The organism is Nostoc sp. (assembly GCF_036917635.1).
Classification (GTDB): domain Bacteria; phylum Cyanobacteriota; class Cyanobacteriia; order Cyanobacteriales; family Nostocaceae; genus Nostoc.
Window position 1 is genome coordinate 15,506 of the sequence record NZ_JBALCW010000093.1, and the last position, 12,578, is coordinate 28,083.

Genomic DNA, 12,578 nt, shown 5'->3' on the forward strand with positions numbered 1-12,578 from the left:
TTATGCAAGAGGTCTATTGATTCTGACCGGAGTTAACAAAAACGTCTCCGGCTTTGCTTCTGAATTATTCTTCAATCCTCAGCGTAATTTTAGCGTTTAATTTTTTACCTGAATCGCGGCGGTAATCCACTTATGAAGTGTAGTTGTAACTTCCTCAATGACTATTTCTTGAGAGTTGCGGGTTGCTCTTTCTACAACTTCGACTTTGCCATTTGCGATCGCACGTCCGGTTACAATTCTGTAAGGTATACCAATCAAATCAGCATCTTTAAATTTTACTCCCGCGCGTTCGTCGCGGTCATCTAATAAGGTTTCAATTCCCCTGGAATTGAGTTCTGTGTAAAGTTTTTGGGCGATTTCGACTTGTTGAGCATCCTTTATGTTGGGAATTGTGACGATCGCGTGATAAGGTGCGATCGCAACTGGCCAAATAATCCCATCTTTATCGTAAGATTGCTCTACGGCAGCTTGTGCTAACCGCGACACGCCTACACCAAAACAACCCATAAATAGCGGCTTTTCTTCACCCTGTTCATTGGTATAATTTGCTTCCATCGCTTGAGAATATTTAGTGCCTAATTGGAAGATGTGACCTGCTTCAATTCCCCGGGCGCTGAAGAGAGTTTGTTCTGGGTTATGAATGGCGCGATCGCCTGGTCTTGCCTTTCGTATATCTACTACTCGTTCTGGTAACTTAAATTGCTCACCCCAATTAGCACCAACTACGTGATAACCAGCTTCATTCGCACCTGTAACAAAGTTTTTTAAATCAACGGCTGTTTGATCCACCAAGCGCAAAAACTTGGGATGAATCTGTTTATTGGCAGTAATATACTCATCTCCGATATCTGGCGCAATGTAGCCTAAAGGTAGAGATTTGGCTGTCCATGTTTGCTGGGCTTCTACATTTGGTACATTCAAACTAATAATAGTTTTAGCGCCATATTCAGAAGCTAATTTAGTCAATTCATTTTGTAACTTGACCTCATTAACTTCCTGATCGCCTCGGATGTTCACCAGAACTAACAGCGTTACACCATTATCATAAACTGTCTGATAAAGGACATTTTTCACTAATTGAGTCGGAGAACAGTTGAGGAGTTGACAAACCTTTTCAATCGTCTCTGTTCCAGGTGTATCCCGTTTATCGTAGGTTGTAAACCGTGAGGTTTCGGCGTCAATTGGTAAAGAAACAGCCTTTTCTACGTTAGCGGCGTATTTACCATCCTCAGTGTAGAGAACTTCGTCTTCACCAGCTTCTGCCAAAATCATAAATTCTGTGGAACCAGAACCACCAATTGCACCAGAATCAGCTTCTACTGCCCGAAAAGCTAAACCAGAACGCCGCAGAATATTACTGTACGCTTTATACATATCCTGGTAAGTTTCTTTGAGGCTGGCTTCATCGGTATGGAAGGAGTAGCCGTCTTTCATGATAAACTCCCGTCCGCGCATTAAACCAAAGCGGGGACGAATTTCGTCGCGGAATTTGGTTTGAATTTGGTAGAGATGTAGCGGTAGCTGACGATAAGAGCGAATCATATCACGAGCGATCGCTGTGATTATTTCTTCATGAGTTGGGCCTAATCCTAATTGTTGCTCACGGCGGTCAATTAGGGAAAACATGATCCCCTCAGCTTTGGTGTAAGTGTCCCAGCGTCCCGATTCCTTCCATAAATCAGCCGGTTGTAATTGTGGTAGGAGACATTCTTGTGCGCCTGTAGCGTTCATTTCTTCCCGCACAATCTGGGAAACTTTTTGTAATACCCGCCACATCAAAGGTAGATAAGCATAGATCCCACTACCGATGCGACGAATGTAACCTGCACGGAGTAACAATTTATGGCTAGGAATCTCAGCATCAGCTGGATCATCCCGGAGTGTAACGAATAACATTTGTGACAGTCGCATCGTTTATAGCCTTTCTTTGATCACTAATTTCTATGTCAACTAAAGTATGAAGTATTAAGGATGAAGTACAAAGTACACAGTGTTATTTTTTTTCATTTTTACTTGAAAGCATAAGGCATTGGTTATTCCCCCTCATCCCCCTCATCCCCCATCCCCTTTAGGAGAAAACTACCTTGGCAGATGTAATTTATCAAGCACAACCACCCTTAGAATTTATTCCTCCGGCGTTTAACCCCTTAGTTCTACGAGTTGTCCATCTGTTGCTACCCAGTTGGATAAACTGGCAAACACCTATTACCCAAATTGAAGCAGACAACGTAGAGGTTTTGGTGGATCTCTATCGCCAGTTTCAGGAAGATAAGATCCGTTTTATGCTGGCATTTCGCCACCCTAAAACAGACGATCCGTTTTGTTTGACCTACTTCTTGTCTCAACTCGTGCCAAAGGTAGCACGATCGCAGGGTACAGCGCTACAATTTCCGATTCACGCTCATTTTATCTACGATCGCGGCATTCCTCTATGGGCAGGTTCCTACGTCGGCTGGATTGCTTCTCGTTTAGGTGGGACTCCGATTCAGCGAGGTAAGGCTGACTGGACGGGGTTACGTTCGGCGCGTGAGTTGTTTGCCAATGGGAAATTCCCGATGGCGGCGGCGCCAGAGGGTGCAACGAATGGTTTATCGGAGAATATTAGCCCCCTAGAACCCGGTATTGCCCAATTAGGCTTTTGGTGTGCTGAAGATTTGCACAAAGCTGGACGCGACCAACAGGTTCTAATTGTACCAGTTGGGATTAAATATAGTTACGTTGATGCTCCTTGGGATGCGATCGCTAATCTTTTAAGTGAATTAGAAGCGGCTAGTGGTTTACCTGTGCATCCACCAGAAAATGCTTCTATAGAGTCGCTTTATCCCCGGTTATTAACTTTGGCAGAACATTTACTTTCGTTGATGGAAAAATTTTACACGCGCTTTTATCATCTAAAGCTGCCAGATATGAAAACAGTAATAGGAGAAATTGAAGATAGAAATGAAGCGCTAGCAGTTCGTTTACAAGCTTTATTAAATGCGGCGTTACTAATATCAGAACAGTATTTTGATTTGCACTCAAAAGGCACTTTAAGTGACCGATGTCGGCGAGTAGAACAAGCTGGGTGGAATTATATATTTAGAGAAGATTTTAAGGATGCAAAAGGAATATCTGCTGTAGAGAAAGCTTTAGGCGATCGCGTTGCCGAAGAAGCGAATGCGCGGATGTGGCATATGCGTTTAGTAGAAAGTTTTGTGGCGGTTTCTGGTAATTATATTCGGGAAAATCCCACAGGAGAAAGGTTTGCTGAGACAAGTTTAATTTTATGGCAAATGATTGCTAAAATTAAAAGCGATAAAGGTTTACAGCGTCCACAATTGGGTAAGCAAAAAGTCAAAATTACTGTGGGTGAACCCATATCTATTTCTGAGCATTACCCGGCATATAAAGAAAACCGTTTGGCTGCTAAACAAGCTGTTGCTGATGTCACAAATGATTTACAACACGTCTTGGAAGGATTGATTTGAAAAATAAGATGAGGAATTAATTATGAACAATATTACTATATCTAATCTTGATGATGACATCAAATATCGTCTACAGAAATGAGCCGAAAAACATGGTCGTTCCCTCGAAGAAGAAGCTAGAGAAATTCTTTGTCTGGCTCTAACAGAAAATCACGACCATCCCTTAAACTTAGCTAATATACTTGAGGAACGTTTTGCGAATTTGGGGGACTTTGAATTACCATAAATTCCTAGAGAACCTATTCGCACCGTATCAACATTTGAAGAATGATTATTCTTGATACAAACGTTTTATCAGAATTAATGAAGCCAAAAAAGTCTGAAATAGTTCGTAGTTGGGCTGCTTAACAATCGTTAATGAGTCTGTTTACTACAACAATTACTCAATATAGCGATAACTAATTAAAGTTATGTGGTAGAGGATGGTAAGGTTTCGAGGTCTTCTTTATCTTCTTGTGTAGCTTCTTCTATAGCTACACCCCTCCAGGGAAAGTGAAAATATTTTTCCTGGATCATTTTCAATTCCTTTATTGAGTCTTTGAAAAAGAATTTAGTAGCAGATAACTGGTCTTTTTCAGATAAAAGTTCTTGTAGATTTTTTCTATAAAATATACTTGACCAAGCTGGTGTAACAGTTAAATTCTTTGAAGTCCATATATCAGGCTTCTCGTTAACTACATTCTGCATAGATTTAATAATTTTTGGGCGTTCTACAAAAGTAGGAGAAACCTCTAAACATATACCTAGATATGGATATTCCGTTAAACTATCTGGATTTAAATTAAAATATCCAAGACCACACCACAAATTCCAGCCAGAAAAATGAGTGTAGATAATATATCTACTACCCCATGTCCATTGGGTCATACTTGCTGTCTTTTCTGCGACCCTTCCAAAAGCTAACTTGAATTCCTCCTTCACTTCATCACTCAGGGTTGATTGCATCAAAATGAGAGTTTTGTTAAAATTAACCATTGTCAATAAGTCAACTGATGAAAATTGATTTGTGGTAGACATTCCATTTCTCTTCATGAAAATTAATATTTCTTGGGCTAAGATATCAGTCGCGTGTTGTTGTAAGCGGGCATAAAATTGATGCCACCTCAATTGATAAAAACTTATCTTTGGCTCTAAATTAGATCCTGGAGTTTTGATTTCGTCTTTTGGATCATAATCACGGGTGATATAAATCAAAATTCGATGTCTAACATTTTTTAATTTACTCAGAATCTCAGCATATTTTTCTAATTGTCGCCATCCTTCTGTAGAGCCAATTTTTGATTCCATAAATATTACATCTGTATTTAAACCATCTGACAGTTCAACTACAATGTCCAATCTACTATCTTCAGTATGGGTTTCAAGTCGTTTGTGTTCTTGTTGGGTTGAAATCTTGATGCTGGAATAATTCTCATCACTAATGATTGAGTGATGTTTTAGCCAATCAAGCAAAATATCATTATTCAGGGATAAAAAATAAGCAATAATTTCAGTAAAAAAATCTTCACGCGGTTTGTTTCCTGAATGCAGATTTAGTAGATTGGTAAACAAAGACATTTATAAGTTATGTTTGTATTCGATATTACTAGGGTTGCAGCAGTTATAACTTAGCCGATCGCAGTTTGACAAGATTACTATACGATACTTACAACAAATAGGGGTAAAATTTTTACCCCTACAAAGTTACGTATTATTTTAAGAGATTATTACTCTGTTAAGTGACTTTCTAGCAAAGATGCGATCGCTTCAGGATGAATATTCTTGTATTTCTTTTTACCAAGCTGTAAAACACAGTTGGGAGCGCTACCACAGCATTTTTGACAACTGGTATGTTCAATAGTAACTTTGTCCAGCAAACCGCGATCGCACAAAGTTTTTTCTAATTCTGATAATAACCCTTTACCACCACGTTTCAGACAACCGCCCTTTTGACATACCATAATCCTGGGTTTTGTTTGAGGCGATAGACCTTGATTTTGACACCCATCAACTGGTGTCACCTGATAAGCTTTAATTTTAATTTCACTTGTGCGTGAGTCTAACTTACTATAGCCACAAACACGAATTTGCTGACCAGGAACTAAGGACGAACTTAGAGAACGGCGCAAATCTTTAGATAGTTTAATTTCCACATTTCCAGATGGAATTGACAGTTGCAAATATTTATATTTTCCTGATTCACCACCAACAAAACCTAGTAACTTTCCCTCAAGGTTCAATTCTGATAACGTCAAATATTTGTCACTCATGGTTGATAAAAGTTAGGAGTGGGGAGTGAGAAGTTAGGAGTTAGGAGTGAGAAGTTAAGAATGAGGAGTTATGAGTTAAAATTCATAACTCATAACTTACAACTCATAACTCTTAACTTTTAACTCCTAACTATTTTTACGCGAGGCGTTTAGCTTCTACAGTTTGGGGTAAATTTGCAGTGTCAGGCAAATTACTAAATTCTAATTCCCAACCATTTGCTAAGGTGAGAATCTTGCCATCATTTCCATCGGTTTGTTTGACAACTTCTTCTTCCAGGTCTTTTTTAGCAACATAAACTACTAAAGTGCCGGCGTCATTCATCCTTAGCATTACTTTCATGAGATTCCTCAACAGATTCTAGTTCTTTTTTCTTACAGCCGACGACGAACCCTGTTTCTAAGAAATGCACAGCATAGATATAGGAACTCTGCAAATATGTCCCTATACTGGCTATGTAGCCGATATCTCCTTTGTTCACTAAAACTTGGCCGACTTCCTTACCAGGAAAAGTACCATCGTTTTTTAGCAGTTTCCGAACTCTGACTTTTTCACCAATTTCAAAAGCAGGTGGCAAGTTTAGTTCTAATTCATCGCGTTGCATGAGAGTACCTCTGTTCTCTGACCAAATTTAATAGTTCTTCTGTCGTCAAACTGCGTTTTTTCTGTACCGATTGATGGCGCACTGCATCTAAAACAGATTGAGTTTCTTGGGAGTTCAAGAAAATTCCGTGCTGTTCTAGCAAGTTTGAAACCAAATGCCGTCCAGAATGTTTACCTAATACTAAACGCCGTTCCCAACCCACTTCTTCGGGAGCAAATGGTTCGTAGGTGATGGGGTTTTGCATTACTCCGTGAGCATGGATGCCAGATTCGTGAGCAAAGGTATTTTCGCCAACGATCGCTTTCCAGGGTGGTACACTAGCACCTGATGCGGCTGCAACTAGTTGAGACAGTTCCAACAAACTGGGAGTGTTGATGCCCAAATCAACGCCGTAGATGCGTTTGATCGCCATGACAACTTCTTCTAAAGCGGCATTTCCCGCCCTTTCACCTAATCCGTTGACTGTGGTATTCACTGATAAAGCTCCGGCTTTGATACCCGCAAGGGCGTTGGCAGTTGCCAGACCAAAATCATTGTGGGTATGGATTTCTAGGGGAATCATCAAAGCTGAAACCAGCCGTTTTACCTTGGTGTAGGTGCTGAAAGGATCGAGAACTCCTACGGTGTCGCAGAAGCGGAACCGGGATGCACCCCATTCTTGGGCATAAAGCGCTACATCTAAGAGGAAATTTTCATCCGCTCTAGAAGAATCTTCTCCGCCGACTGCTACCCAAAGACCTTGATCGACGGCGAAGCTGATACAGTCTTTGAGTTTTTGCAAACTTACTCGCCATTGTCCGTGGAATTTGGCGGCGATTTGGATACCAGAGACGGGAATGGCAATATGCACCCGGTTCAGTCCGCAAGCGATAGAAGCCTTAATATCTGAGATGACAGCGCGGTTCCAGCCCAGGAGTTTTGCTTGTAAACCCAAGTCAGAAATTGCGGCGATCGCTCGTGTTTCTTCGTCACCCATTGCCGGTATACCAACTTCTAATTCTGGGATACCAATAGCATCGAGAAACTTAGCGATCGCAACTTTTTCTTCTAGGGTGAATGCAACACCTGCTGCTTGTTCGCCATCACGTAATGTAGTGTCATTAATTATGATTTGATTCATTGCAAATATCCCTCTCTTGGAAGTATTCTTAATAACCTTTCTCTCTACAATTCCCAGCGATGGTAAATGCTAAAAATATCACAATTCATAATGTAGGATACATGATCCTTTATTATTAACCGATTATCAGCATCACATCTGTATGGCAGGGAACTAAAACCATGTATAATTTACTAATCGTTTTTACCGATGTCAGTTGAAATTTCTTCGATTAGCAATGAACTGATATAGCTATTAGCAAATCCTGAACAAAGTAAAACACATAATCCAGCAATTAAGGATATAATCATCTTCGTGACCTCAGATTTTCTAGAGCATTGGTGTGTAATTTCAGCAGGTAATGGTACTCAAAGCTAAAGGGTTTAAATGAGCTAACTTTGTTCTGCTAGCCAGTCAAAAATCTTTCCTAGCTGCTCCAAGTCAACGAAACCATACTGCCACAGAAGCATCGGTAGTGGCCCATTTTGTAATTCACGGTGTCGCAGAGCTACAGCAATATCAGCATTTGAAAGTTCAAGTTCGTTGTGCAAAAAATTCAGAAGTTTTATATCTCTGTTACGAGTCGCCATAATTAATTGAACTTTGAATTTCTTAATTGGGAAAAAAATTAAAAATCAGAATTCTCCAGTCTTGTTTGCTAACTTCACCTTGGTAATTGTCGCTAGATGTCAGGATAATTTCAGATTTAGCAGACTGGATAAAATCTAAAACTCGGTTAATCTCCCTCAGTCTGCAACAAATTAAGTTAGCGTACAGTAGCTTCAACTTCTAAAGCTATTTGAGCTTTGTGCATCTATAACAAAGAGGGGAGTAAAAAGTGGGGAGTGGGGAGTGGGGTATGAAAAACTTTTCATTTGTACTCAAAACTCATCACTGTAATGCCAGCAACGCTCTAGCCACTCTAATAATTCTTGACGAGAAGCAAGAAATTGCATAACTGTACTGCGAATCAATATCGCTTCTAGCAAATTGTTCACTTGCACTCGTAAAGAACCATCGGGGGGACAGGAACTCTTAATTTTTAACTCTTGCAAACGGTGGTAGATTCGCCAGCGATCGCTCAAAGGAATCTGCAAAACTTGATCGCCTAAAGTGTGATTTGTCATTTGTCCTTTATCCTGTCTTACAAACTTCTGATGCCTACGACGGGCTGTGCCAACAGAGGAAACCTCCGCTCAGACTTTGCGCTTTGTCAGTTGTCCTTTGTACTTTGTCATTTGTCTTCAGGACTTACGCAAAATACCTCTCAAACTCTTATTTCTCCGTGTTCTCTGTGTCTAATAAGGTTCGATTTTCCGTTATCTGTGCGTAAGTCCTAGTCTTTTGCTAATGACCAATGACTAATGACTCTTGACTTTTAAAGTTTGCAGTTGTTTTTCCAGTTCTTCAATGCGCCAGAGCAAAGAACGAATCACGGTTGCTTCCACATCGGGTAGCTTTCCATGTTCTAAAGGAGAAAGACTAGCGTTTTGATTTTGGGAAATAATTCGGCCGGGAACTCCTACGACTGTGCGATCGCTAGGGACATTTTGCAAGACGATGGAACCCGCACCAATACGGACGCGATCGCCAATTTGCAGATTACCTAAAACTTTCGCACCCGCCCCAATCACTGCATTTTTACCCACTGTGGGATGACGCTTACCAGTTTCTTTACCAGTTCCGCCAAGGGTGACCTCTTGGTAAATCAGTGTATAGTCGCCCACAATCGCAGTTTCGCCAATCACAACACCCATTCCGTGGTCGATAAACACGCCCTGGCCAATCTCTGCACCTGGGTGAATTTCAATTCCCGTCAAAAATCGCCCCAAATGAGAAATTAAGCGGGGGATAAAACCGACTCCTCGACAATGTAACCAGTGAGCAAGACGATGCAAACATAGCGCGTGCAATCCAGGGTAACAAAACACCACTTCTAGCCAATTACGTGCTGCTGGGTCACGCTCAAAAATAATGCGAAAATCACTCAATAGTGGCTCAAAAAAAACGCCAGAGTGGAGATTTTTCAGCATGGATGTATGTGCAGAATCCTGCGTTTTGGTAGTCTGTCGTAGACATCGCTAATACTGTCTAAAGACTGTTGCATCGGTAATGTCTATCTGGTAAAAAAGTCATCTGCTATTTTTATGCTTATATCACGTGACTTCCAACTCGATAGAAAACTCAATGCTGATTGGATTTATTGGATTGATTAAGGTTGTACTCAAAAGCCCAAACCCCCACTCAAGATAAACTTAAAATTTATCTTGGGGTACGGGTGCTAGTATTTAACGATGGGGGTACTAGTATTTTTGGGGCAAGGTTTAAGAATTTATTTGCTCGCTATAATAAACTTTATCTGTAAGCCTTTACAAAGATTACATCTAGATATTTTGCAATATATTAAGCTGTACTCAGATGCACTCAAATATGAGTTTTATGGGAGCATCCCGTTAGGTGCAAAAACCTTGATAGCCCTCATCCCCTAACCCCGAATCCCGTCTGATGGGATTCGGGTAACTAGAATTATGTCTCCCCTCTCCCAGATGACGGGAGAGGGGCTGGGGGTGAGGGAAAAGATTTAAGCACTCATTGTAATGCTCCCAGTTTGATGAGGCTACAAATCGATTTTCTGTATATCCTACTACTATTAGTATCCTATTATTTGATTAGGCGAAACACAGGTTTCTTTATTTTATTTTAGGATTTGCTGTCTGTATGTATATATACGTTTGAAAATATAGTTATCGCTCATAGTGAATATCTTATTATATAGATGTGTTGAAAGAAAGCATTTCAATGAGTGCAAATATACCTACTTGCCGAATTGATAATTACTAAACTTTTCTCTCTTGATAATGACTCATCACTAATACCAATTTGAAAAATGATTGCGACAGATGGACAGAGAAAACCCAGATACAGTAAGCGGTTTTGAATCCAAAATCTAAAATCTAAAATTCAAAATGGTATAACCTTGACTACTTTCGTAATTTTTTCAATTGTTCTAAATAAACAGCAACCTCCATCATAATGCTGTTACATCTTTGTTAAGAATAGTTACAAGTTCTTAACACAAGGGAATATTTCTTATGCCAGTCTCACTTGAAAATAATGCACCACATCAGGTTGTTATCATTGGTGGTGGTTTTGGTGGACTGTATGCAGCAAAGGGTCTGAATGCAGCGAATGTAAATGTTACTCTCATTGACAAACGTAACTTTCATCTATTTCAGCCGCTTTTATATCAAGTTGCCACAGGTACGCTATCACCTTCTGATATTTCCGCACCATTGCGATCTGTATTTAGCAAAAGCAAGAATACAAAGGTGTTGTTGGGAGAAGTAAATGATATCGATCCAAAAGCGCAACAAGTTATTTTGGGTGATAAAGTAGTACCGTATGATACATTAATTGTCGCCACAGGTGCGAACCATTCCTATTTCGGTAAAGATCATTGGGAAAAAGTTGCTCCTGGTTTGAAAACTGTGGAAGATGCGATAGAAATGCGTCGGCGGATATTTGGCGCATTTGAAGCAGCAGAAAAAGAAACTGATCCAGAAATTCGCCGTGCTTGGTTGAATTTTGTGATTGTGGGGGGTGGCCCGACTGGTGTAGAATTAGCAGGTGCGATCGCAGAATTAGCATACAAAACTCTCAAAGAAGATTTCCGCAGCATCGATACTTCAGAAACGAAAATTTTACTATTACAAGGTGGCCCTCGCATCCTCCCACACATTGCACCAGAGTTATCGGCATCAGCAGCAGTATCTTTGCAAAAGTTGGGTGTGGAACTCCACACTCACACCAGGGTGACAAATATTGAAGGTGATATAGTTACTTTCAAACAAGGCAATGAATTTACAGAAATTGCCTCAAAAACTATATTGTGGGCAGCAGGTGTCCAAGGTTCTCCAATGGGGAAAGTCCTAGCAGAAAGTACAGGTGTAGAGTGCGATTACTCTGGGCGTGTAATTGTAGAACCTGACTTGTCTATCGAGGGTTATGACAACATTTTCGTAATTGGAGATTTAGCTAACTTCTCCCACCAAGATAGTAAAGTCTTACCTGGTGTTGCACCCGTAGCTAAACAACAAGGAGAGTATGTAGGTAAACTAATTCAACGACGGCTTAAAGGTAAGACTTTGCCACAATTTCATTACAACGATGTGGGCAGTTTGGCGATGATTGGGCAAAATTTAGCTGTTGTAGATTTAGGCTTCCTCAAACTCACAGGTTTCCTTGCTTGGGCATTTTGGCTATTAGTTCACATCTACTTCTTAATCGAGTTTGACACTAAATTACTAGTAGTATTTCAGTGGGCATGGAATTATATCACTCGTAATCGTCGCTCTAGATTGATTACAGGTCGAGAAGCTAATGTAGAACCAAAAACTGTTAACAATAGCGTGCAACAGCCTTCTGTGACACCTCTGTAACTTTAGGTATCATATAGTCAATGATGGTACAACGGGCTATTGGAGTGATGAGCGCCGTCTAGTGGCAAATCTTGGGCGAAGATTAGCTGTTCCAGCAAAATAATATGGGGATAATATCATGTCCGGTCAATCATTTACGGTATGTCATTGCGAATGTAACTAAGGAACGTGGATTAAATATAGGACTTACGCATCAAGTACGAAATGTAGGGGCAATTCATGAATTGCCCCTACGAGAAATCAAGGCTTTCAGTGCCTTGAAAGCGTAAGTCCTAAAATAAAATGCAAAACTTCATCAATTATTTAGCTTCCCTCTCCTTATCCTGTCTGTATCTAGCTTCCCTCTCTAAGCAATTTTGGCAATTTGGCATCTCATGACTTCGAGTTGCAGTTTCAATAGAGATATCAACACAATGGGACAGTGAAGAAGTTGTACGAGGGATAGGGCAAAACTTCCCGCTTCTCATGTCCCAGCTATGCCAGTTGTCAAATGAGTGCTGTAGAATAGCTCTACATAATTGATACAGCACTCAACAGAGTTCAGTTCCCGCTCTGCAACTGGCTAGAAATCAACAAAACCAAATATAGCCCAGATGGCAAAACGCTTGCCAGTGGTAGTCTGACTAATTAGTTACAGTTAGCACATCTGTGTAACGGAAAACTCTCTTTCCCTCAGCAAGAACTACGGTCTTAATGATAAGTCTTTAACGAGACACGATATG

The 12,578-nt window shown here is 40.4% G+C and carries 10 protein-coding genes and 2 pseudogenes; 3 read left to right on the top strand and 9 right to left on the bottom strand.

Annotated elements, in window-relative coordinates; genetic code table 11:
* Positions 1–96 precede the first annotated feature (96 nt).
* Positions 97–1,911: a proline--tRNA ligase gene (locus V7K32_RS21195; protein ID WP_334995759.1), complete on the bottom strand. Its 1,815-nt coding sequence runs from the start codon at positions 1,909–1,911 to the stop codon at positions 97–99.
* Between the two features lie 173 nt (positions 1,912–2,084).
* Here V7K32_RS21195 and V7K32_RS21200 point away from each other — a divergent pair, with 173 nt between their 5' ends.
* The gene (locus V7K32_RS21200) at positions 2,085–3,467 is read left to right on the top strand and encodes a 1-acyl-sn-glycerol-3-phosphate acyltransferase (protein ID WP_334995760.1); all 1,383 of its coding nucleotides are present in this window, start codon (positions 2,085–2,087) and stop codon (positions 3,465–3,467) included.
* A 267-nt stretch (positions 3,468–3,734) separates the two neighbouring features.
* Positions 3,735–3,812: pseudogene (locus V7K32_RS21210) on the top strand (VapC toxin family PIN domain ribonuclease); the annotation flags it as partial.
* A 63-nt stretch (positions 3,813–3,875) separates the two neighbouring features.
* Here V7K32_RS21210 and V7K32_RS21215 read toward each other — a convergent pair.
* The 8 genes and pseudogenes from V7K32_RS21215 to cysE form a co-directional block, all read right to left on the bottom strand.
* Positions 3,876–5,024 carry a PD-(D/E)XK nuclease family protein gene (locus V7K32_RS21215; protein WP_334995761.1) on the bottom strand — a complete coding sequence of 383 codons (1,149 nt, stop codon included), beginning with the start codon at positions 5,022–5,024 and terminating at the stop codon, positions 3,876–3,878.
* A 149-nt stretch (positions 5,025–5,173) separates the two neighbouring features.
* Positions 5,174–5,716 (bottom strand): (2Fe-2S) ferredoxin domain-containing protein, encoded by a 543-nt coding sequence (locus tag V7K32_RS21220; protein WP_334995762.1) that lies wholly within the window; start codon positions 5,714–5,716, stop codon positions 5,174–5,176.
* A gap of 136 nt (positions 5,717–5,852) precedes the next feature.
* On the bottom strand, positions 5,853–6,056 hold the full coding sequence (gene nifT, locus V7K32_RS21225) for a putative nitrogen fixation protein NifT (protein ID WP_292795429.1): 204 nt from the start codon (positions 6,054–6,056) through the stop codon (positions 5,853–5,855).
* On the bottom strand, positions 6,031–6,318 hold the full coding sequence (locus V7K32_RS21230; protein ID WP_334995763.1) for a nitrogen fixation protein NifZ: 288 nt from the start codon (positions 6,316–6,318) through the stop codon (positions 6,031–6,033). Before V7K32_RS21230 ends, nifT begins: the two co-directional genes overlap by 26 nt.
* Positions 6,305–7,438, bottom strand: coding sequence for a homocitrate synthase (nifV, locus tag V7K32_RS21235; protein WP_334995764.1), 1,134 nt, complete (start codon positions 7,436–7,438; stop codon positions 6,305–6,307). Before nifV ends, V7K32_RS21230 begins: the two co-directional genes overlap by 14 nt.
* Positions 7,439–7,809: 371 nt before the next feature.
* Complete coding sequence (locus tag V7K32_RS21240) at positions 7,810–8,007, bottom strand: DUF2949 domain-containing protein (RefSeq protein ID WP_334995765.1); 198 nt, start codon at positions 8,005–8,007, stop codon at positions 7,810–7,812.
* A gap of 291 nt (positions 8,008–8,298) precedes the next feature.
* On the bottom strand, positions 8,299–8,544 hold the full coding sequence (locus tag V7K32_RS21245; RefSeq protein WP_334995766.1) for an Asr1405/Asl0597 family protein: 246 nt from the start codon (positions 8,542–8,544) through the stop codon (positions 8,299–8,301).
* 234 nt (positions 8,545–8,778) lie between these two features.
* Positions 8,779–9,524 (bottom strand): annotated as a pseudogene (cysE, locus tag V7K32_RS21250) (serine O-acetyltransferase).
* A 985-nt stretch (positions 9,525–10,509) separates the two neighbouring features.
* On the opposite strand from cysE, the gene V7K32_RS21255 reads away from it, so the two are divergent.
* Positions 10,510–11,856 (top strand): NAD(P)/FAD-dependent oxidoreductase, encoded by a 1,347-nt coding sequence (locus tag V7K32_RS21255; protein ID WP_334995767.1) that lies wholly within the window; start codon positions 10,510–10,512, stop codon positions 11,854–11,856.
* Positions 11,857–12,578: the final 722 nt, after the last annotated feature.